Here is a 21,861-nt window from a genome sequence, read left to right on the forward strand (position 1 = left end):
CGACGGTCGATCACCGGCGCGACGCGACCGGTGCGAGCTCGTCGATCAGCGCCTCGACCCGCTGCCTGATCTCGTCGCGGATCGGCCGCACCGCGTCGACGCCCTTGCCTGCCGGATCGTCGAGGGCCCAGTCGCGGTAGCTCACACCCGGGAAGACGGGGCACGCGTCGCCGCAGCCCATCGTGATCACGACGTCCGACTTCTCGACGGCATCGGCGGTGAGGATCTTCGGGTTCGCGGTGGAGATGTCGATGCCGACCTCGGCCATCGCCTGTACCGCAGCCGGATTGACGTGCTCGGCGGGAGCGCTGCCCGCCGAGCGGACCTCGATCGCGTCGCCTGCGAGCGAGGCGAGGAAACCGGCGGCCATCTGGGACCGGCCCGCGTTGTGCACGCACACGAACAGGACCGACGGGCGCCGCGCGTCGTCGGCGGTCCCGGAATCGGTGCGGGAGAAGCGTCGTCGCAAGGCAAGTGAGACGTACACGAGGGCGACGAGCACCGGGACCTCGATCAACGGACCGACGACACCGGCCAGCGCCTGACCGGAGGTGACGCCGAAGGTGGCGATCGCGACGGCGATCGCGAGTTCGAAGTTGTTGCCCGCCGCGGTGAATGCGAGGGTCGTGGTGCGCTCGTAGCCGAGCCCGATCGCCGCCCCGACCAGGTATCCGCCGCCCCACATGATCGCGAAGTACGCGAGCAGGGGCAGCGCGATACGGACGACGTCGACCGGGTGCGACGTGATCTGTTCGCCCTGCAGGGCGAACAGCACCACGATGGTGAACAGGAGGCCGTACAGTGCCCACGGCCCGATCCGCGGCACGAATGTGTCCTCGTACCACGCACGGCCACGCCACTTTTCGCCGAGACGCCGCGTCAGGAAGCCGGCCACGAGGGGGATGCCCAGGAAGATCAGGACGGATTTCGCGATCTGCCACGGCGAGACGTCGAGGGTGGTCTGTTCGAGTCCCAGCCAGCCCGGCAGCACCGACAGGTAGAACCATCCGAGCACCGCGAACATCACGACCTGGAATACCGAATTGATCGCCACGAGCACGGCCGCCGCCTCGCGGTCGCCGCACGCGAGATCGTTCCAGATCACGACCATCGCGATGCAGCGCGCGAGACCCACGATGATCAGGCCGGTGCGGTACTCGGGGAGGTCCGGGAGCAGCAGCCACGCGAGCGCGAACATCAACGCGGGGCCGAGAATCCAGTTGAGAAGCAACGACGACACGAGCATCCGGCGGTCGCCGGTGACGGAGCCGAGCCGGTCGTAGCGCACCTTCGCCAGCACCGGGTACATCATGATCAGCAGTCCGAGCGCGATCGGCAGCGAGATGCCGTCGATCTCGACGACGCTCAGCGCGTCGCCGAGGCCCGGAATCAAGCGGCCCAGCAGCAGTCCGGCCGCCATCGCGACGCCGATCCACACCGGCAGGAAACGGTCGAGCGTCGAGAGCTTGCCCACCACCGCACGGTCTGCGGCACGAGTCGTCACGACAGTGCCTCCACGCCTGGACCCTCGAGCGCGCATACGGAGCCGGGCACCCCGTTCGGCTCGGTGTCCAGCACGGCGGCCAACTGGTCGAGCGCCGACGGCACGACGCGGTAGTACACCCACGTGCCGCGGCGTTCGCACTCCAGCAGTCCGCACTCGCGCAGCACCTTGAGGTGATGCGAGATGGTCGGTTGCGACAGGTCGAATGCGGGGCTGATGTCGCACACGCAGCTTTCGCCGCCCTGGTGGCTCGCGATCAGGCTCACCATGCGCAGCCGTACCGGGTCGCCGAGCGCCTTGAACATGCGCGCGAGGTCGGCGGCGCGTCCGGCCCCCAGTGGTTGATTCGACATGTCTCGATATTGACAACCATCGAAGCAATCGTCAAAAGTTCCGTTTCAGACGCCGCTGGGCAGGGCGGTGGTGAGTACGCGCAGCATCCGCTCTTCCCATCCGGGCCCGACGGTGCTCGCGCGCGCGAGCTCGGAGATGTAGCCGCCCACCACCGCGTCGATCACGGTGTCGGCGAGGCCGCGGTCGATGTCGTGACCGGCCGCGAACAGTGCATCGACGATTCGGCCGCGGTGTGCAGTGAGGATTCTGCGGAACAGGGCGCTGAACTCCGGGTCTTCGTCGATCAGGAGCGACGCGAAGCCGCCGGGGCCGATGCCGTCGTCGATGGCCGCGACCGCGCTGCGGACGATCCACGTTGCCCGCTCACGATCGCTCGAATCGGGTGCAGGAGGCTGCTGGCGGGTGAGCGGTGCCAGTGCTGCAGCGAGCAACTCGTGGCGATTGCGGAAGCGTCGGTAGATCGTTGTCTTCGCGACCCCGGACTCGGCGGCGACGGCCTCGATTGTGACGGCGCGCGCGCCGTGGGCGCGCAGCAGGTGCAGTGCGGCGGCGGCTATCCGGTCGTCAGCGGGGGTTCGTCGAGCGTCGGCCACAGGGGAATACAACCACAGCCTTCGGCGCTACACTAACCGTAGCGCTACGCTACACGTAGCGTAGCGCAATGGGTGTGAACCCGAGACGAAAGGAGCAGGAGATGACACGAGCGGCCACGGACAGGCCCGGCGCGTCGAGCGCGGGGACTGCTGCACAGCGCGGCACGGTCCAGGCGACCACGAGCCGTTGGCGAAGGTTCCCGCTGCCGTTCACCGGCTACGTGCTGATGCTGTTCGGTTTCGCATGCCTCGGCATCTCGGTTGCGATGCTCGCGAGCGGCATCGAGGTCGGCATTCCGCTCGCGGTCGCGACTGTCGTGCTGTACGCCGCGGGCTTCGGCTGCTTCCTCCTGCGCAGGCACCTGATCCGTCACCCGGCCGGCCCGGACGAGCCGCGCATGAGTGTCGACCCGATGAAACCCGCCGTCGATCGCCATGACGTGGTGCGCTATCTCGCGCGCTACCGCGGCGCTGAAACGAGCTCGTAGATCGTCGCATCCGACACGACGGCCGTACACACACACACCGACGCCCCCCACCGCAGTGCGACAGGGGGCGTCGGGATGCGCGAGCAGTGCGGGATTACCGCGCCGGCTCGAGCTCGCGTTCGTCGGTCTCGGCGACCAGGTCTTCCGGTTCGGGCTTGCGCCGCCCGGTGATCGCCTCGTACGCGACGAGCGCAACGAGTCCCACGACACCCCAGATCGCGAGCGTCAGGGCGTGCGAGCCGACGCCGGTTCCCCCGAAGTAGAGGATCGAGCGAGCGGACTCGACAGCGGCGGGCAGCGGCAGCACGTCGTGCAACCAGCGGAACAGACCCGGGACCATGTACACCGACACGCCGCCACCCGAGGCGGGCACGCCGAGGAACATGAACAGGGTGACGATCGGGATGACCGAGATGATGCCGATCATCCGCACGAGCACCGAGCTGAACAGCGAGATCGCGAAGATCGCGAGCGCACCGATCCCCCACAGCGGAAGGAAGTGGCCGCTGACGGCGCCGATGATCGGGCCGGCGATGAGCCACACGACGGCCGACATCACGACCGACCAGATCGCGGCGATCGGCAGGTACTTGCGCAGCCGGGCGAGGTCGGGTGCCGCGTTGGTGAGCACCATCGCGAGCAGGAAGCCGGCCATGATCCAGCCGATCGCCAGGTACATCGACACCGTGCCCATCGTGTCCTCGGAATCGAGCGGCACGACGTCGGTCGTCTCCATCGGGAAGCCCTGCTGACCGGCAACCTGCTCGAACGTGCGGGCCACCAGCTGCTGCTGGCCCATGCCGCCCGCACCGGCCGTGATCAGTTCGGCGTGCGGCGTCTGCGCCGACGGCAGCACGTATGCCGCGACGGCCGAGCGGTCCTCGACCGCGGCGCGTGCGTCGTCGACAGACGTCGACGGCGTGAACTCGAACATGCCGGTCATGCTCTCGCCGAGCCCGGCCGCGGCCTGTTCGGCCTGCGCCGCGTCGGCGGCCACCACGGTGACCGGGACGTCGTGCGGCATCGGCTTGTACATACCGGACGTCATGAGGCTCGCCATGAGCGCCACCATCGCCAGCGGGAACGCCGCGAGGATCGCGTAGCGAACCGGCGTGCTCGGCGGCGTGCTGCCGCCCGTGAGCGACGGCATCGTCATCGCGGGGTCGCCTGCATCCGGGTTCCGCTTGCGCTTGAGCGCGTCGATACCCATCGTCAGCAGGATCGCGACGACCGCGCCGATCGCGAGGACGAGCAGATGCTTGCCCGCGCCGTCGCCGCCGAAGTACAGCACCGAGCGCAGCGACTCGCCGACCGCCGGAGCGGGCAGGAATTCGTACAGCGTCCGGAAGAAGGCCGGGACGGTGTAGATCGACATGCCCATGTTCGACGCCGGGACACCGAGCACCATGATCAGCAGCAAGCCGAGCAGCACCGCGAGCGGGCCGAGGATGCGGGTGAAGAACAGCTGCACCATGCCGACCGCGAACACCGCGAGCCACGCGACGCCGAGCACCTCGGCGGTGTGGCCCTCGATGCCACCGAGGATCGGGCCCGCGATGAGCCACACGAGCCCGCTGACGACGGCCGACCAGCCGGCCAGGATCGGGACGAACCGGCGCAGACGCAGCAGTTCGGGTGCGTTCGAGAGCGCGATGCTCAGCGGCATGTACCCCGCGAGCAGCAGGCCCGTCATCATGAACATCGCCGACAGGCCCGCCATGTCGTGTGACGGCAGCGGCACGAGGTCTTCGGCGTGCACGTCGAGGCCCTGGCCGACGAGGGTCGGCGTGACCAGCGTCGCGACGGACTGTCCTTGCGACGCGCCCGCGGCGCCCGCGGTGTAGACCGACGCGCTCGCGCCGTCTGCCGAGACGGAGACCGCGCCCGCGACCTCGCGGTCCTCGACGAGCTGCCGTGCCTCGGCGTCGTCGGCGACGACCCGCACGTCGACGGCGGAGGCGTCGGCCGACTCGAGTGCCGACGCGACGTCCTGCGCTGTCGAGCCCGCCACGGCGATCGGCATGTCGTGCGGCGACGGGGCGTGCATCGACCCGAGGTAGCCGCTGACCATCATCACGACCATGAGGAACGGGAACAGGAACGCGAAGACGTACCGCCCGATCTGTTCCTTGCGCGCGCGTGCCGCTTCCGCGGCGGCTGCGTCGTCGGTGTTCGTGTCGTCGGTATCTGGGGCCGGCTCGTGCGAATCGGGGTCTTCGTGCACGTCGGGGTCGCCGAGACGTGATTCGGCCACAGGCATCTCCTGGGTTGGGAACGGTCGATGTGCTGGGTCACCGGACTGAGAAGAACGCGGCCCCGCGTACCGGTCGTCGTCGACTACGGCACCTCACAAAATTACGCCACTTGACTTAGAATGGGCAACGTATCGAGTCAGTGGTATTCGTCTCACCGCCGTGCAACGGTGTGGGTCGCCGTCGAAAACTCGGGCGGATTAAGATGATTCGGACAAAACGCGCAACGAAGGATCGACGATGGCGAAGCACGGTGACCGCGCCCGCGAAGCGCTGCTCGACGCCGCCGAGGAACTGTTCGCCACCCACGGCATCGACTCGGTGTCCAACCGCCGCATCGCCGAGCACGCGGGCAATGCGAACCACTCGGCCGTCGGCTACCACTTCGGCAGCCGCGACGGCCTGCTGCGCGCGATGGTCGCCCGGCACACCGCGGGTACGCGCGAGCGTCGCGCCGAACGCGCGGCCCTGTTGCCGGACGAACCGACCTTCGCCGACCTGCTCGGCACCCTCATCCTGCCGGGTACCGAGACGTTCGCGTCGCTGCCGGTGCCCAGCTGGCGCGCACGATTCCTACGCCAGCTCCGCAACACGCCGTCCGCCGAGGCCATCCTCGGATCGGAGGCGGCCGATCCGCTCGCCGAACAGCTCGCAGGCCGCATCGGCACGTTCACCGAACACATCCCCCGCAACACACTGGTCGGCCGCGGCCGCCTGCTCGGCTCGATGATCACCGACGTGTGCGCCGAGTACGAGGCCGGCATCGCGGAAGGCGTGTTCGAACCCGACTGGACCGCAGTCGGCTACTTCCTCACCGACGCCGCGGCGGGCATGCTGTCGGCCGCCGTCACGCATCCTTCCGACTTCCACACGGTCGACTCGCGCGCCTTCATCTTCTGAGCCCCGTTTCCGTCGACTCTCGCGTCGGTGCGGCCCGAATCCACGCCTGCAGGCCGCGCTGCGGCCTGCGGTAGTCTGCCGCGCATGGCGACTGTGACCTTCGACTCCACGACGTGTGTCTTCCCGGGCTCGTCCACCCCGGCGGTCGACGCACTCGACCTGCACATCGAGGACGGCGAGTTCCTGGTCCTCGTCGGCCCGTCCGGGTGCGGCAAGTCGACGTCGCTGCGCATGCTCGCGGGCCTCGAACGAGTCGCGGGCGGGCGCATCCTGATCGGCGACCGCGACGTCACCGGAAGCGATCCCAAGGACCGCGACATCGCGATGGTGTTCCAGAACTATGCGCTGTACCCGCACATGTCGGTCGCCGAGAACATGGGCTTCTCCCTCAAACTGGCGAAGAAGAGCAAGAGCGAGATCCGCGAGCGCGTCGCCGAAGCCGCCGAACTGCTCGGTCTCACACCGTATCTCGACCGCAAGCCCAAGGCGCTGTCCGGCGGACAGCGGCAGCGCGTCGCGATGGGTCGCGCCATCGTGCGTCAGCCGCAGGTGTTCCTGATGGACGAGCCGCTGTCGAACCTCGACGCGAAGCTGCGCGTGCAGACCCGCACCCAGATCGCCCAGTTGCAGCGGCGTCTCGGCACCACCACCGTGTACGTCACGCACGATCAGGTCGAGGCCATGACGATGGGCGACCGGGTCGCGGTCCTGAAGGACGGCATCCTGCAGCAGTGCGCATCGCCGCGCGAGCTCTACAGCAGGCCCACCAATGTGTTCGTGGCCGGGTTCATGGGATCGCCGTCGATGAACCTGTTCACCGTCCCGGTCACCGACGAGGGCGTCCGGCTCGGCGACGCCGTGATCCCGGTGCCCCGCCAGTTGCGCGCCGACAGCGCCGAACGCGAAGTGATCGTCGGCATCCGGCCCGAACATCTCGAGGTCGCGTCGCGCGGGCTCACCGTCGAGGTCGACGTCGTCGAGGAACTCGGGTCGGACGCCTACGTGTACGGGCGCACCACCGACGACGCCGAAGTGGTGGCGCGGGTCGACTGGCGCAACCCGCCGAGCAAGGGCGAATCGGTGTCCTTCGCCGTCGATCCCGCCGCGCTGCACGTGTTCTCGGCGGTCGACGGGCGCCGGTTGAGCTGACGCACCGGCGCATTCAGCCGGAGAGGCGAGTGCCGAACTCGTGGACGACGACCACCGTCACCGGCCACGGGATCAGCGCGTCCACGGACTCCTGCAGCTCGCCCACCGGGGGAAGGTCGGCGGGGGCGAGCACCTCGACGGTGGCGGTGCCGCCCTGCACCGACACGTCCGTCACCTGAGCGCCGTCGGCAGGCGTGAGCCACGTGCGCGCCGCGTCGGCGATCTGGCTCGCCCACAGCGTCGAGAGGGAGTTCACGACCATCGGAGCTGCAACCACGGCGATCGTGACGACCATGGCCGCATAGGTGCGGCCGCGGCGCTGTGCCCGGGCGCCGGCCTCGGCGGGATATCCGGTGAGCCCCAGCACGACGACCGCGGTCACGATCATCGCGACCACATTCGACGCGAACAGGACCAGGGCGCCGACGGCGAGTCCCGGTGCACCGGACCCGAGGCACACCCCGACCACGCCGAGCGGCGGCACGAGCGAGATCGCGATCGCGACGCCGGGCAGTACGTCCCCGACGTCCTTGCGGGCCAGCGCGATCACGCCGACGAGACCGGTGGCGAATGCCGCGACGAGGTCGGACAGCTTGGGCGACGTCCTGCCGACGACCTGCGAGTTGGCGAGGACGTCGGTCGGATTGGGCAGCACCTGTGCGTACACGAAGCCGATGCCGATCACCAGCGCGACCCCGAGCAGCACCGTCGACACGCTGCGCAGCACGAGAGACCGGTCGCCCGACGCGATTCCCAGCCCGGTACCGAGGATCGGCACCGACAGCGGCGCGACGATCATCGCGCCGATGACCGTCGCGGTGGAATCGCCTGCCACCCCGGCGACCGCGATGACGCCCGCCAGGGTGAGCATGAGCCAGAAGGCCGAGCGGCGGCCGGATTCGGCGTCGCCGATGTCGAGCCGCTCGCGCAGTTCGGCGAGTGGGCGGCGCTGCGTCGCGGGCACCACGACGGACATCACGCCGCGGGCCGTCGCGTCGGTATTCCGGGCGGGGTGGATGCGATCGGAATCGTCGGGAGCCATGGCTGTCCTCGAATCAAGGCCCGGTACCGCATGTCGGGTGGTGGGGGCGCTGCGGGTCGCATGCGGTCTGTGTCGTGTGCCACAGTATGCTGCCACTCGACAAACACGTGGGTACGCCCGTTCGACGGCGCGCCCACCGGTGCAGATGGAGAGGGTCCATGGTGCAGATTTCGAAGGTGGCACGCCGCGCGGCGGCGGTCGCCACGGCGGCGTCGCTGGTCACGCTCGCCGCGTGCTCGAGCGACAGCTCGGACGACGCGGCAGGCGAGAACGTCGACGGACGTGGCCCGATCACGTTCGCGATGGGCAAGAACGACACCGACAAGCTCACGCCGGTCATCGACAGGTGGAATGCGGCGCATCCCGACGAGAAGGTCGAACTGGCCGAGCTCGCAGGCGAAGCCGACGACCAGCGCGAGCGTCTCGTGCAGTCGCTGCAGTCGGGCGGCTCCGAGTACGACGTGATGGCACTCGACGTCACGTGGACCGCCGAGTTCGCGGCCAACGGCTGGCTGCAGCCGCTCGACGGCGAACTCGCGATCGACACGTCGGGCCTGCTGCCCGCCACCGTCGACAGCGCCACCTACCGCGACGTCCTGTACGCGGGCCCGCAGAACACCAACGCGCAGCTGCTCTACTACCGCACCGATCTCATGCCGCAGGCGCCCACCGACTGGGCCGGTCTCACCGGTGCGTGCGGGGTCGCGACGGCACAGAACATCGACTGCCTCGCCACTCAGCTCAAGCAGTACGAGGGCCTCACCGTCGCCACCACGCAGTTCGTCAACTCGTGGGGCGGCGAGGTCGTCGCCGACGACGGCAACACCCCCGAGGTCGACAGCCCCGAGGCCAAGGCCGGTCTGCAGGCACTCGTCGACGCGTACAAGGCCAACCAGATCCCGGCCCGTGCCACCGGATTCACCGAGGAGGAGACGAACTTCGCGTTCGTCAACGGCGAGACGCTGTTCGCGTACAACTGGCCGTACATGTACTCCAATGCGGAGGAAGAAGGCTCGGCGGTTGCGGGCAAGGTCGGCGTCGCGCCCATCGCGGGACCGTCCGGCCCGGGTGCATCGACGCTCGGCGGCTACAACAACGGCATCAACGTCAACTCGGAGCACAAGGCCACGGCCCGCGACTTCATCGAGTTCGTCCAGAACCCCGAGAACCAGGCGTCGTTCGCCGACGCGTCGTTCCCGCCGGTCCTGGCGTCGGTGTACGACGACCCGCAGCTGCAGCAGATGCATCCGTACCTGCCCGCCCTCAAGGCTGCGCTCGAGAACGCGGTGCCGCGTCCGGTCACGCCGTACTACTCGGCCGTGAGCAAGGCGATCCAGGACAACGCGTACGCCGCGATCACCGGCCAGAAGTCCGTCGACCAGGCGATGACCGACATGTCGGCGGCCATCACGGCGGCCGCCGGGTAGTACCGCCGCGACAGCGTCGCGGCAACGACCGCTCCACTGGGTAACATGCCAGCGTCTCGGAGAAGCCGGCACGAGACACGCCCGCACGAGAACAAGAGGGGGGCCGACGGTGGACGCGGTCGACACCAGCGCTGACAGCGGCAACGGCGCCGCGGCCGGGACAACACGTCCCGACCGCGGCGCCGGCCCGGATCAGCACAGCCGAAGCATGTTTCGGCGTATCCGCGAGCAGCGCGCGTTCTGGCTGATCGCGCCCACGATGGTCATCCTCGCGGTGGTCATCGCCTATCCCGTGCTGCGCGCCCTGTACCTGTCGTTCCAGGCCGATCGTGGCATCGACGAAGAGACCGGCCGATTCCAGGACGGCGGCTTCGCCGGGTTCGAGCACTACCTCATGTGGCTCACCCAGAACTGCGGCAGCGGGGTGGGCACGTGCCCACCCGGCACCCTCGGATCCGACTTCTGGCCGTCGGTGGGGGTCACGCTGTTCTTCGCGGTCGTCACCGTGTCGATCGAGGCATGCCTCGGCTTGTGGATGGCAACGGTCATGAGCCGCAACTTCTTCGGCCGTTCGTTGCTGCGGGCGAGCGTGCTCATCCCGTGGGCCATCCCCACCGCCGTCACCGCGAAGCTGTGGTTCTTCATCTTCGCGGAGAACGGTATCGCCAACAAGATTCTCGGCACCGACATCGCCTGGACCACCGACCCGTGGGCGTCCCGGTTCGCCGTCATCATCGCCGACATCTGGAAGACCACGCCGTTCATGGCATTGCTCATCCTCGCGGGCCTGCAGATGATTCCGAAGGACGTCTACGAGGCCGCACGCGTCGACGGCGCCTCCACCTGGCAGCGGTTCACGCAGATCACCCTGCCGCTCGTCAAACCCGCGCTCATGGTCGCGATCCTGTTCCGCACGCTCGACGTGCTGCGCATGTACGACCTCCCGGCCATCCTGTCGGGCACGAGCGGTTCGACACCCACCACCACCGTGTCGATCCTCGTGGTCGCCGACATGCGCGCGGGCAACTTCAACAGCGCGTCCGCGCTGTCCACACTCGTGTTCGTGATGATCTTCGTCATCGCATTCGTCATGGTGAAGTTCCTCGGCGCCAACGCCGTACGCACGCAGGAGACGCAGCGGAAGGGGGCGGACGCATGACCGTCGCAGGCAAGCACCGTTCACCCGACATCGACGAGACGCCCGAGGCGCCTGCCGCGGTGCGTCCGCCCAAGCAGCGCTTCGGCCCCGCGGCCCGCACGTACGTCGGTGTCGCGGTCATCCTCGTGTGGGGTCTCGCGCCCTTCTACTGGATGGTCGTCACCGCATTCCGCGACGTCGCGCACACCTTCGACACGACGCCGTGGCCCACCTTCGTCACGCTCGACAACTTCCGCGAGGCCCTCGCGACCGACAAGGGCAACGATTTCCTCGGCGCGATCGTAAACAGCCTGATCATCGGCGCCGTCACCACTCTCGTCGCGCTGCTGCTGGGCGTGTTCACCGCGTACGCGCTCGCGCGCCTCGAGTTCCGCGGCAAGTACGTCGTCACGGGTGTCGTGCTCGCGGCGTCGATGTTCCCGGGCGTCGCGCTCGTCACGCCGCTGTTCCAGTTGTTCGGCGACATCGGCTGGATCGGTCAGTACCAGGCGTTGATCATCCCGAACATCTCGTTCGTGCTGCCGCTGACGATCTACACGCTCACGTCGTTCATGTCGGACATGCCGTGGGAGCTCGAAGAAGCCGCACGCGTCGACGGTGCCACACGCGCGCAGGCGTTCCGGCTGGTCATCCTGCCGCTCGCGGCTCCGGCCCTGTTCACCACCGCGATCCTGGCGTTCATCGCGACGTGGAACGAGTTCATGCTCGCGAGCCAGCTGTCCACCAAGGCCACCGAACCCGTCACGGTCGCGATCGCGCGGTTCACCGGCACCGACGCGTACTCGCAGCCGTACACCGCGATCATGGCGGCGGGCACGCTCGTCACGATCCCCCTCGTGATCATGGTGCTGTTGTTCCAGCGTCGCATCGTGTCCGGTCTGACGGCCGGCGGCGTCAAGAGCTGACATGCGTCGCGGAGCCCGTCGTCAACAGCTCGAACTCCTGATCGGCCTGTTCGGATTCTTCACGGTCGTGGCGTTCGTCGCGGCCGTCGTGCCGATCGTGCGCGGCGAGCCGTCGGTCACGGCGTCGCTCGTGCTGCTGGGCTGTGTCGCCGGTCTCGGCGGCGCGTGGGTGCTGCACCGCCGCACGTGACCTGCGGCAGGCGCCCCGAGGACGCCTGCCGCCCGGATCAGCCTGCCGCGACCAGTTCGTCGCCGTCGTGCGTCGTCCGAGGTGCCGACGGCGCCGCGACCTGTTCGATCCGGCGTGGCAGTGCGAACGCGACCGCGGCGCCCACCAGCGCGAACACGGCGCCGATCCAGAAGGCGACCTGGAAGCCGGCGTCGTCGTAGAACACCGCGCCCTGCAACGTCGCCTGGATCTCCGCCGGGAAAGTCACGATGTGCGAGTTGTTCATGATCGAGAACGCGACGACCGGCAGGATCGCCGGGAAGACCGACTGCGCCACGCCCACCATCGACGCCGAACTCGCCTGCAGCTGCGGCGGCACAGCCTCGATCAGCAGGTTCGGGATCGACGCGTAGCCCATGCCCATACCGAACCCGAACACGGCGCACACGATCATCACGACGGCCGTCGTCGTGTGGAACTGGGCGATGAGCGCGAACGCGACGGCGTTGAGCACGAGCCCGGCGACCAGCAGCGGGCGCGGCTTCGCGTTGCGGCCCACGAGAGTGCCGACGAGCAGGCCGCCGAGCACCACAGCGGCACCGATCGGCACCTGGTAGAGGGCGAATCCTTCCGCGTCGACGCCGAAACCGTAGCCGAGCCCGAGGATCGCGGGCGTCATGACCATCATCGGCAACAGGATCGTGAACAGGCCGGACGACCCGTACACCATGCCCGACGCGATCGTCGTGACCAGGACCGGGCGCTTGCCGAGCACGTCCAGGTCGATGAGCGGTTCCGTCAGCATCCTCGCGGAGACCATCCAGCCGCCGAGGAGGACGATGCCACCGACGAGATATGCGAGCGTGCCCGCGTCGGTCCAGCCCCAGCTCGGGCCGAAGCTCACCGCGACGAGGATGCCCGCGATGCCCGCGCCGAGCAGCACCGCGCCGACCAGGTCGATGCGTGAGCGCAGCCGCACGCCCGATTCCGGCGTCGTGAACTGGATGAGCACCCCGAGCACGGCGAGGCACACGACGAAGAACCAGAAGATCGCGCGGAAACCGAAGCCGTCGAGCAGCCAGCCGGTGAGGAATGGGGCAGCGATCGCGATCAGGCCCATGCCGCTGGTCGCGATGCTGACGGCGAGTGCGACGGTGCGCGGCGGGAACACGTCCCGGATCAGGGAGTAGCTCAGGAACAGCGTGGGGACCAGCAGGCCGGCGAGGCAGCGCCCGACGATCATGAGGGCGTAGGACGACGCGACGGCCGAGACGAGGGAGCCGACGAGCGCGATCGCGACGCAGGCGAGCAGCATCCTGCGTTTGCCGTACATGTCGGCGAGCTTGCCGATCAGTGGCGCCGCCATCGCCCCCACCAGCAGGAATGCGGTGAGCAGCCATGCCCCCTGGGTGGTCTGGAAGTGCGTCGCGATCGACGGCAGTGCCGTCGAGATCATCATGTAGCTCACGGCGAGCAGTTCGAGCAGCAGCACGATCGACAGCAGGGATGCGGCGAGGCGCAGGCTCCAGCCCGCGTCGTCCTCCGGAGCGGGCGTCGGGCTGCCGGTGGCGGTCGTGGCCGCCCGGCGTTGGGCAGACTTCATCGTGAATCCTTTCGGGCGCCGACAGACTTCGTTCGCGCGCCAACAGGCAGAAGGCCCAATCGATTTCGGGCCTAAGGGGGATCTCCGGAGAGCGAGTCGGTGATGCCCGCACATCACACTGCCGGTCATGGCAGTGACACCAGTCATACGTCCGGTGGGCGGGAATTCTGCTCTGCCCGGTCCTGGGTGCCGAAAGTTACGCAGCTCCACCGATATTGAGCGCCCGAGTGCCACAAAGCCGAGCGCGGGGACATCGCGGTGCGGCGGCGCGCGGCCCGTGGCAACGGTGAAAGTCGGGTCACAGTCTGCGCGAAACGCCGTGCGGGCTGCATCGCCGGTGCCATGATCGGCCGGAGCGGACCAGAACTGGGCAGCCGGACCAGGAGCGAAGTGGGTGAGTGCATTCGACCAGGCCAGTCGTTCGGCGAGGGGCGGCGCGACCGTGCGTCGGCCCGGGGGTTCGCGTCACCCTGGTTGGCGTAGGTTCCGCCGCGTCGTCGTCACGCTCGTGGTGCTGTTCCTGGTCTTCCCGATCATGCTGTTCCTGTTCGCGTACGTACGTACCGATGTGCCCCCGCCGTCGCAGACGAAGACCAACCAGATCGCGACGGTGATGGCCGCCGACGGCAGCGAGCTCACCAAGATCGTCCCGCCCGACGGCAATCGCGTCGAAGTCGACCTCGCCGCCGTCCCGCCGTACGTGCGCGACGCGGTGCTCTCCGCCGAGGACCGCGACTTCTACTCGAACCCCGGCTTCTCGGTCAGCGGTTTCGCCCGCGCCGCGCGCGACAACGTGCTCGGCCGCGACAGCGCCGGTGGCGGTTCGACGATCACCCAGCAGTACGTCAAGAACGTCCTCGTCGGCACCGACCGCAATGTGTGGCGCAAGACGCGCGAGCTCGTCGCGGCGACCAAGATGTCGCGGCAGTGGAGCAAGGACGAGATCCTCGGGTCGTACCTCAACACGATCTACTTCGGGCGGGGCGCGTACGGCATCGAGGCGGCGTCGCGCACGTTCTTCGACAAGGGCGTCGGCGAGCTCACCGTCGCCGAATCGGCCGTCCTCGCCGCCATGATCCAGAGCCCGTCGCGACTCGACCCCGACAACGACCTGCCGGGCCTCGTCGCCCGGTGGAACTACGTGCTCGACGGCATGGCCGCGATGGGATCGCTGTCGCCGAGTGAACGCGGCCAGCTCGAGTTTCCCGAGATCCGGCCGGTCGCCGTGCCGGACCCCGCGCCGCCCGGCCCCGAAGCGCTCATCCAGAACCAGGTGATCGCCGAGCTGGAGGCCGAGGGGATCGACCGGCACGAGATCGAGACCGAGGGCCTGCGGATCACCACCACGATCGATCCCAAAGCGCAGCGGGCAGCCGTCGACGGCGCGCGCAGCACGCTCGCCGGCCAGCCCGACGGCTTGCGCAGCGCCGTCGTGAGCGTCGATCCCCGCACCGGCGCGGTGCGCGCCTACTACGGCGGCGACGACGGCGCGGGCTTCGACTTCGCGCAGGCGCCGCTGCAGAACGGCTCGTCGTTCAAGCCGTTCGCGCTCGCGGCCGCGCTCGACCAGGGCATCGGTCTCGGCGCCCCGTTCAGCAGCGCCCCCGTCAACGTCGCCGGCCTCGAGATCACCAACGTCGAGGGTGAGTCGTGCGGCGTGTGCTCGATCGCGGAGGCCACGAAACGCTCGCTCAACACCAGCTACTACCGGCTCATGATGGCGATGGACGACGGTCCGCAGGCGATCGCCGACGCCGCCCACCAGGCGGGCATCCCGCAGGAGATCCCCGGCGTCGACGGCAAGAGCCTCAGCCAGGACGGCGGCGAACCCGAGGGCGGCATCGTGCTCGGCCAGTACCTCACGCGGCCGATCGACATGGCGTCGGCGTACGCGACCTTCGCCGCGTCGGGCACCTACCGGCCGCCGCACTTCGTGCAGAAGGTCGAGGCCGCCGACGGCGACGTGCTCCTCGACCGCGGCGTCCCGGACGCGGACGGCGAGGACCCGAACGCCGGTCAGCAACGGCTCGATCCGGCGGTCGCCGACAGCGTCACGCAGGCGCTGCGACCCGTCGCGGGCTACTCGAAGGGGCACGACCTCGCCGGTGGACGCGCGTCGGCGTCCAAGACGGGTACCGCGCAGCTCGGCGAGAGCGGGCGCAACAAGGACGCATGGATGGTCGGCTACACGCCGTCGCTGTCGACGGCCGTGTGGATCGGCAAGGCCGACGCGACGGCGATCGACGACCGTGGCGGCGCGAGCATCTACGGCTCGGGTCTGCCGTCGGACGTGTGGAAGAAGACGATGGACGGTGCGCTCGCGGGCGGGCCGAACGAGAACTTCCCGGCGCCGGGTAAGTTGCCGGCTCGTGCGAAGGCGGTGCCGCCGCCCACCGAGACCGAGCCGCCGCGCACGGTGCAGCAGGGCCGCACGCCCGATCAGGTGCAGCGAGCGCCCGAGCCGCAGCAACCCGTGCGGCAACAGCCTGCCCCGGAGCCGGAACCGGCGCCTGCACCCGCGCCTGCACCGCCGCCCCCCGCTCCCGCGCCTGCACCCGCACCCGCACCCGCGCCTGCACCGCCGCCCCCGCCGGTGCAGATGCCCGCGCCGCCGCCCGCCGCGCCCGCACCGCCGCGACAGGTGGAGGTGCTGCCCGGCATCGTCATTCCGATCCCCTGACCGTGAGCACTTTGCGAGTCCAGGCACGCCTTTTTCGCGCACGGGTCACGCGCATACGGCGGGACGACAACAACGAAGCGCGGCCGCCGGAGCCCGAGGACTCGGCGGCCGCGCTTCGGCGGTGAATCGGTGTGCGCGTGATCAGTTCGCGCTGATGAACGTCTCCAGCTCGGAGCGAGCGGTGTCGTCGGCCATCTGGACCGGCGGCGACTTCATCAGGTATGCCGACGCGGGGAGGATCGGTCCGCCGATGCCGCGGTCCTTCGCGATCTTCGCGGCACGGATGGCGTCGATGATGATGCCGGCCGAGTTGGGCGAATCCCACACCTCGAGCTTGTACTCCAGGTTGAGCGGGGCGTCGCCGAAGGCGCGGCCCTCGAGGCGCACGTACGCCCACTTGCGGTCGTCGAGCCACTCGACGTGGTCGGACGGGCCGATGTGCACATTGCGGTCGTGCACCTTGCCCGCGAGCGAACCGCTCAGGTTGGACGTGACGGCCTGCGTCTTCGACACCTTCTTGGACTCGAGACGCTCACGCTCGAGCATGTTCTTGAAGTCCATGTTGCCGCCGACGTTCAGCTGGTAGGTGCGGTCGAGCGCGACACCGCGGTCCTCGAACAGCTTCGCCATGACGCGGTGCGTGATGGTGGCGCCGACCTGGCTCTTGATGTCGTCGCCGACGATCGGGACGCCCGCATCCTCGAACTTCTTGGCCCACTCGGGGTCCGACGCGATGAACACCGGAAGTGCGTTGACGAACGCGACGTTCGCGTCGATCGCGCACTGCGCGTAGAACTTGTCGGCCTCTTCCGAGCCCACGGGCAGGTACGACACGAGGACGTCGACCTCGGCGTCCTTCAGTGCCTGCACGACGTCGACCGGATCGGTGTCCGACAGTTCGATCGTCTCGGCGTAGTACTTGCCGATGCCGTCGAGCGTGGGGCCACGCTGCACGACGACGTCGCTCGGCGGGACGTCGGAGATCTTGATGGTGTTGTTCTCGCTCGCGAAGATCGCCTCCGACAAGTCGAAGCCGACCTTCTTGGCGTCGACGTCGAACGCGGCGACGAACTTGACGTCGCGCACGTGGTAGGGGCCGAACTTGACGTGCATCAGGCCGGGGACGGTCGACGACACGTCGGCGTCCTTGTAGTACTGCACGCCTTGGACCAGGGACGAGGCACAGTTCCCCACGCCCACAATGGCCACGCGCACCGCGGTGCTGTTCTCACCCATGGTCGGGCTCTCCTTCTTTCTTGGATGCTGCTGACGATTGCTCGGCGGCGATGAGTTCGTTCAGCCAACGGACTTCTCGCTCGCTCGACTCGAGACCGAGCTGGTGGAGCTGCCGCGTGTAGCGATCGAGCGAACCGCTCGCGCGCTGCACCGCGTCGCGAAGACCCTCGCGACGCTCCTCGACCTGCCTCCGACGCCCCTCGAGGATCCGCATCCGCGCCGCTGCGGGGGTGCGGCTGAAGAAGGCGAGATGAACGCCGAAGCCGTCGTCGGTGTAGTTCTGCGGTCCGGTGTCGGCCACCAGTTCGGAGAACCGTTGCCTGCCGACCGGGGTGAGTTGGTAGACGCGCCGCGCGCGGCGCTTGGCGACACCCGAGGTGGCCCCGGGATTCTCCTCTATCAACCCGTCCGCCTGCATGCGCCGCAGGGTCGGGTAGAGCGACCCGTACGAGAAGGCGCGGAACGCGCCCAACAGGCCGGTCAACCGCTTGCGCAGCTCGTAACCGTGCATGGGCGCTTCGAGGAGGAGCCCGAGAATTGCGAGTTCGAGCATGTTCACCTCCCGATGTGCCCGTGTGATGCGATGGCTGACTATATCGCACCGATATATACGAACATACGTCACGCCGATAGGTGCGACAAGCAGTACCGGTTATGTCCGATGTGCACGGATCGGCAGGTCGGGCCCGGGAAGAGGGTTTCTAGAGCGCGAGGACCGCGACGAGGGCGACGACGCCGACCGCCAAGGCAAGGGCGGCGACCAGCCATGCGACACCGTGTAGTACCCGGCCGGGAGTCACCGGGCGATCCACCGCCGCCGACGGCGCCCGCTGCAGATCGGCGACCACCGAACCGAGCTCGCCGACCGTCTCTGCACCGTGGGCCCTGGCCGTTCGTTCGCGATACTCGTCGCCGTCCAGCTCGCCGTGCGCGTGCGCGGCGTCCAACAGCGCGACGGCCCGCGCGCGATCGGTGTCGCGAGCGCGGACGGGATGCGATCGGATCTGTCGCCGTGCCACACGGTGATGCTAGCCGCGCGCCTCCGAGTGGGGATTGACCAGGCTCACCGGCGGGGCACGCTCCCACGTCGCCCGACGCACGTACTCTGGTTTCCGTGCGGACACAGCGGCAGGTGGTGGACTACGCCCTCCAGCGACGATCGTTGCTGGCGGCTGTGCGTGCCGGTCGCACCGGAGTGGCCGAGGTGTGCGACGCCAACCCCTACCTGCTGCGTGCGGCGAAGTTCCACGGTCAAGGCACCGACGTCGTGTGCCCGATCTGCCGGAAAGAGCAGCTCACGCTCGTGTCCTGGGTGTTCGGCGACAAGTTGGGTACCGTGTCGGGCTCGGCCCGTACACCCGACGAGCTGGTGCGGCTCGCAGCCACCGAGGAGGAGTTCTCGGTGCATGTGGTCGAGGTGTGCCGCACGTGCAGCTGGAACCACCTGGTCCAGTCGTACGTGCTCGGTGCGGTCCCCACGCCGAAGCGCCCCCGTGGCTCGCGCGACCGTCCACCGAAGAGACGCACAGCAAGCGAATGATCCCCGCGCGAAGGACGCCGTGCGAACGGCGACGGTCACCACTGTGCCCAGCAGCCGTGTGGCCTCGCGTATGAAACACAGACCCCCGCTCGAACGACAAGGACCGACGGAGCGTCCGAAACGACTGGAGATAGGTACGTGAGTTCCCCCAACAGTTCCCCGGGTGACCGACCCACCGGACCGCGCAGGCCCAGCGGACCGCCACCTCAGGGACCGCAAGGAGGCTCGCCGTACGGGCGTCCCGCAGGGGGCCCGCCTCCCGGCGCCCGTCCCCCCGGACCGCCTCCGGGCGGTAGGCCGATGCCGCCGCCCGGAGCTCGTCGTCCCGCCCCGCCGCCGGGAGCACGCCCGGGGCAGGGCCAGTTCGGTGGTCAGCCCGGTCGCCCACCGCAGGGCCAGCCGCCCCGGCAGGGCCAGCCGCAGCGCGGCCCTGCCTATTCACAGTCCGGCCCGCCCGGAGGTCGCCCGCCCGCGGGTCCGCCGCCGCGCGGCGGTAACGGTGGTGGCGGCAACGGCGGCGGCCGGGGCCGTGGTTCGGCAGGCAAGCCCAAGAAGAACTCGAGGTGGCGGGTGGTTCGTCGCACCGCGTACGCGCTCGTGGCGCTCGGCCTCATCGTGCCGATCCTGGTGTTCATGGCCGCGTACGTCGTCCAGGACGTCCCGCGTCCCGGCGATCTGAAGACCAACCAGGTCGCGACCATCACGGCAGCGGACGGCTCCACCGAACTCGCACGCGTCGTGCCGCCGGAGGGCAACCGCACCGAGGTCGGCATCGACGAGATCCCCGAGCACGTGCAGCACGCCGTGCTCGCGGCCGAGGATCGCGAGTTCTACTCGAACCCGGGCTTCTCGATCACCGGCTTCGCGCGTGCCGCACGCGACAACGTCCTCGGTCGCGAGAGCGCGGGCGGTGGCTCCACCATCACGCAGCAGTACGTGAAGAACTCGCTCGTCGGCAACGAGCGGGCCCTCACGCGCAAGATGAAGGAGCTCGTCATCTCGTCGCAGATGGCGCGCGAATGGAACAAGCAGGACATTCTCGCCGCGTACCTCAACACGATCTACTTCGGTCGCGGCGCATACGGCATCTCGGCCGCGTCGCAGGCGTACTTCGACAAGCCCGTCGACCAGCTGACGGTCGAGGAAGGGGCGGTACTCGCGGCGTCGATCCAGCTGCCGTCGATGCTCGATCCCGAGACGAACCCCGACGGCGCGCAGGCACGCTGGAACTACGTGCTCGACGGCATGGTCGGCGCCGGCTGGCTCGACCCGGCGCAGCGTGCGCAGGCGCAGTACCCCGCATACCGGCCCACCGCCGATCTCGACGCCGAGCAGCAGACGACGGGCCCCAACGGCCTGATCAAGAACCAGGTGCTCGGCGAGCTGTCCGCGGCGGGAATCAGCGAGGACCAGCTCAACACCGAGGGTCTGCAGATCACCACGACGATCGACGCGAAGGCGCAGGAAGCTGCGGTCGCGGCCGCCCGCGACAATCTCGAGGGCGAAGCCGACACGCTGCGAACCGCGGTCACGTCGGTCGATCCGCACACCGGCGCGATCGTCGCGTACTACGGCGGCGAAGAGGGCAACGGCTACGACTTCGCGAACGCGGGCCTGCAGACCGGCTCGTCGTTCAAGGTGTTCGGCCTCGCGGCGGCGCTCGACCAGGGCATCCCGCTGTCGCAGATGTACGACTCGAGCCCGCTCACGGTCAACGGCATCTCGATCAGCAATGTCGAGGGCGAGAGCTGCGGAACGTGCACCATCGCCGAAGCGCTCAAGCGGTCGCTCAACACGAGCTTCTATCGCCAGATGCTCTCGCTGGACGGCGGACCGTTCGCGGTCGCCGACATGGCGCACAAGGCCGGTATCCCCGACGAGATCCCCGGCGTGGGCGCCACGCTCACCGAGCCCGACGGATCCGGCCCGAACAACGGCATCGTCCTCGGCCAGTACCAGTCGCGCCCGCTCGACATGGCGTCGGCGTACGCGACGCTCGCCGCGTCCGGCACCTACCACAAGCCGCACTTCATCTCGAAGGTCACGACGGCCGACGGCGAGGTGCTCATCGACAACACCGGAGGGTCCGACCCCGAGGAGCGTCTCGACAAGGACGTCGCCGACAACGTGACGGCCGCGATGGAGCCCATCGCCGCGTACTCGCGCAATCACGGTCTCGCGGGCGGCCGCCCGTCGGCCGCGAAGACCGGTACCGCGCAGCTCGGCGACACCGGCGACAACAAGGACGCGTGGATGGTCGGCTACACGCCGTCGCTGTCCACCGCGGTGTGGGTCGGCTCCACCGACGGCAGCGCTCTGCAGACGTCGGGCGGCGCGAGCATCTACGGCTCGGGCCTGCCGTCGGACATCTGGAAGGACACGATGGACGGTGCGCTGCAGGGCACCGACGTCGAGAAGTTCCCGAAGCCGGGTGCGATCGGCGGTCAGTCGGGTGTGCCCGCGTACTCGGCGCCGAAGGCCACGTCCACGGCACCGTCGAGCGAGTTCCAGCTGCCCACCGAGCTGCCGGACGTCGAGGTCACGCAGCGGCCGGTCGAGATCCTGCCGGGCATCACGATCCCGATCCCGGGTGTCGCGCCGCGTGAGCAGTCGCCGGGCACGGTGCCGCAGGGTGGCGACCAGAGTCAGTCGGGCGACACCGATACCGGGACCGGCAACGGAACGGGCAACGGGACCGGCGGTACCGGCGGGACTGGCGGTACCGGCACGGGAACCGGAACCGGAACCGGCCGCGAGGACACCGAGAACAACGGCCTGGTGATGCCGGGCGGCTGACCCAGCCAGGTAACGTCGCCCGCGTGAACGACCACGCCGGGGACACCACGTCAGGGGCCACCGA

At 69.0% G+C, this 21,861-nt stretch carries 19 protein-coding genes; 10 read left to right on the forward strand and 9 right to left on the reverse strand.

Going from position 1 to position 21,861, the window contains the following annotated elements:
- Window positions 1-10: 10 nt before the first annotated feature.
- The 3 genes from arsB to HCA44_RS15915 are packed head-to-tail and all read right to left on the reverse strand — an operon-like array spanning window position 11 to window position 2,451.
- The gene (arsB, locus tag HCA44_RS15905) at window positions 11-1,504 is read right to left on the reverse strand and encodes an ACR3 family arsenite efflux transporter (protein ID WP_346764750.1); all 1,494 of its coding nucleotides are present in this window, start codon (window positions 1,502-1,504) and stop codon (window positions 11-13) included.
- The gene (locus HCA44_RS15910; RefSeq protein WP_206038236.1) at window positions 1,501-1,857 is read right to left on the reverse strand and encodes a metalloregulator ArsR/SmtB family transcription factor; all 357 of its coding nucleotides are present in this window, start codon (window positions 1,855-1,857) and stop codon (window positions 1,501-1,503) included. Before HCA44_RS15910 ends, arsB begins: the two co-directional genes overlap by 4 nt.
- A gap of 45 nt (window positions 1,858-1,902) precedes the next feature.
- Entirely contained in the window at window positions 1,903-2,451 is a 549-nt protein-coding gene (locus HCA44_RS15915; RefSeq protein WP_169650117.1) for a TetR/AcrR family transcriptional regulator, read from the reverse strand.
- A 101-nt stretch (window positions 2,452-2,552) separates the two neighbouring features.
- Here HCA44_RS15915 and HCA44_RS15920 point away from each other — a divergent pair, with 101 nt between their 5' ends.
- The gene (locus HCA44_RS15920; protein ID WP_169650119.1) at window positions 2,553-2,939 is read left to right on the forward strand and encodes a hypothetical protein; all 387 of its coding nucleotides are present in this window, start codon (window positions 2,553-2,555) and stop codon (window positions 2,937-2,939) included.
- A gap of 94 nt (window positions 2,940-3,033) precedes the next feature.
- On the opposite strand, the gene HCA44_RS15925 is transcribed toward HCA44_RS15920, so the two are convergent.
- Window positions 3,034-5,193, reverse strand: a complete 2,160-nt coding sequence (locus HCA44_RS15925; RefSeq protein WP_206038238.1) for an ABC transporter permease — start codon at window positions 5,191-5,193, stop codon at window positions 3,034-3,036.
- Window positions 5,194-5,431: 238 nt separating this feature from the next.
- Between HCA44_RS15925 and HCA44_RS15930 the strand changes: the two genes are divergently transcribed.
- Both HCA44_RS15930 and ugpC read left to right on the forward strand, forming a co-directional pair.
- A complete protein-coding gene (locus tag HCA44_RS15930) occupies window positions 5,432-6,091 on the forward strand; it encodes a helix-turn-helix domain-containing protein (RefSeq protein WP_169650121.1) in 660 nt (219 codons plus the stop codon).
- Between the two features lie 84 nt (window positions 6,092-6,175).
- The gene (ugpC, locus tag HCA44_RS15935; RefSeq protein ID WP_169650123.1) at window positions 6,176-7,240 is read left to right on the forward strand and encodes a sn-glycerol-3-phosphate ABC transporter ATP-binding protein UgpC; all 1,065 of its coding nucleotides are present in this window, start codon (window positions 6,176-6,178) and stop codon (window positions 7,238-7,240) included.
- 13 nt (window positions 7,241-7,253) lie between these two features.
- Here ugpC and HCA44_RS15940 read toward each other — a convergent pair whose 3' ends face one another.
- A complete protein-coding gene (locus HCA44_RS15940; RefSeq protein ID WP_169650267.1) occupies window positions 7,254-8,216 on the reverse strand; it encodes a TIGR00341 family protein in 963 nt (320 codons plus the stop codon).
- A 224-nt stretch (window positions 8,217-8,440) separates the two neighbouring features.
- Here HCA44_RS15940 and HCA44_RS15945 point away from each other — a divergent pair, with 224 nt between their 5' ends.
- The 4 genes from HCA44_RS15945 to HCA44_RS15960 all read left to right on the forward strand — a co-directional run bounded on the left by HCA44_RS15945 (window position 8,441) and on the right by HCA44_RS15960 (window position 11,963).
- The gene (locus HCA44_RS15945) at window positions 8,441-9,709 is read left to right on the forward strand and encodes an ABC transporter substrate-binding protein (RefSeq protein WP_169650124.1); all 1,269 of its coding nucleotides are present in this window, start codon (window positions 8,441-8,443) and stop codon (window positions 9,707-9,709) included.
- A gap of 208 nt (window positions 9,710-9,917) precedes the next feature.
- Window positions 9,918-10,868 (forward strand): sugar ABC transporter permease, encoded by a 951-nt coding sequence (locus tag HCA44_RS15950; protein ID WP_169650126.1) that lies wholly within the window; start codon window positions 9,918-9,920, stop codon window positions 10,866-10,868.
- Window positions 10,865-11,773, forward strand: coding sequence for a carbohydrate ABC transporter permease (locus HCA44_RS15955; RefSeq protein ID WP_169650128.1), 909 nt, complete (start codon window positions 10,865-10,867; stop codon window positions 11,771-11,773). Before HCA44_RS15950 ends, HCA44_RS15955 begins: the two co-directional genes overlap by 4 nt.
- A gap of 1 nt (window position 11,774) precedes the next feature.
- Entirely contained in the window at window positions 11,775-11,963 is a 189-nt protein-coding gene (locus HCA44_RS15960) for a hypothetical protein (RefSeq protein ID WP_169650130.1), read from the forward strand.
- 37 nt (window positions 11,964-12,000) lie between these two features.
- Here HCA44_RS15960 and HCA44_RS15965 read toward each other — a convergent pair whose 3' ends face one another.
- Window positions 12,001-13,545 (reverse strand): MFS transporter, encoded by a 1,545-nt coding sequence (locus HCA44_RS15965; RefSeq protein ID WP_169650132.1) that lies wholly within the window; start codon window positions 13,543-13,545, stop codon window positions 12,001-12,003.
- 442 nt (window positions 13,546-13,987) lie between these two features.
- On the opposite strand from HCA44_RS15965, the gene HCA44_RS15970 reads away from it, so the two are divergent.
- Window positions 13,988-16,225, forward strand: a complete 2,238-nt coding sequence (locus HCA44_RS15970; protein WP_346764757.1) for a transglycosylase domain-containing protein — start codon at window positions 13,988-13,990, stop codon at window positions 16,223-16,225.
- Window positions 16,226-16,366: 141 nt separating this feature from the next.
- Here HCA44_RS15970 and HCA44_RS15975 read toward each other — a convergent pair whose 3' ends face one another.
- The 3 genes from HCA44_RS15975 to HCA44_RS15985 all read right to left on the reverse strand — a co-directional run bounded on the left by HCA44_RS15975 (window position 16,367) and on the right by HCA44_RS15985 (window position 18,480).
- Window positions 16,367-17,461 carry an inositol-3-phosphate synthase gene (locus tag HCA44_RS15975; protein WP_169650133.1) on the reverse strand — a complete coding sequence of 365 codons (1,095 nt, stop codon included), beginning with the start codon at window positions 17,459-17,461 and terminating at the stop codon, window positions 16,367-16,369.
- The gene (locus HCA44_RS15980; protein WP_169650135.1) at window positions 17,454-18,014 is read right to left on the reverse strand and encodes a PadR family transcriptional regulator; all 561 of its coding nucleotides are present in this window, start codon (window positions 18,012-18,014) and stop codon (window positions 17,454-17,456) included. Before HCA44_RS15980 ends, HCA44_RS15975 begins: the two co-directional genes overlap by 8 nt.
- 148 nt (window positions 18,015-18,162) lie before the next feature.
- The gene (locus HCA44_RS15985) at window positions 18,163-18,480 is read right to left on the reverse strand and encodes a DUF1707 domain-containing protein (RefSeq protein ID WP_169650137.1); all 318 of its coding nucleotides are present in this window, start codon (window positions 18,478-18,480) and stop codon (window positions 18,163-18,165) included.
- 95 nt (window positions 18,481-18,575) lie between these two features.
- Between HCA44_RS15985 and HCA44_RS15990 the strand changes: the two genes are divergently transcribed.
- A complete protein-coding gene (locus HCA44_RS15990) occupies window positions 18,576-19,001 on the forward strand; it encodes a DUF5318 domain-containing protein (protein ID WP_169650139.1) in 426 nt (141 codons plus the stop codon).
- Window positions 19,002-19,301: 300 nt separating this feature from the next.
- Window positions 19,302-21,797 carry a transglycosylase domain-containing protein gene (locus HCA44_RS15995; RefSeq protein WP_206038239.1) on the forward strand — a complete coding sequence of 832 codons (2,496 nt, stop codon included), beginning with the start codon at window positions 19,302-19,304 and terminating at the stop codon, window positions 21,795-21,797.
- Window positions 21,798-21,861 lie beyond the last annotated feature (64 nt).

Origin of the sequence: Rhodococcus sp. HNM0569 (assembly GCF_012726205.1) — a bacterium.
In the GTDB taxonomy this organism is placed as follows: domain Bacteria; phylum Actinomycetota; class Actinomycetes; order Mycobacteriales; family Mycobacteriaceae; genus Rhodococcus_F.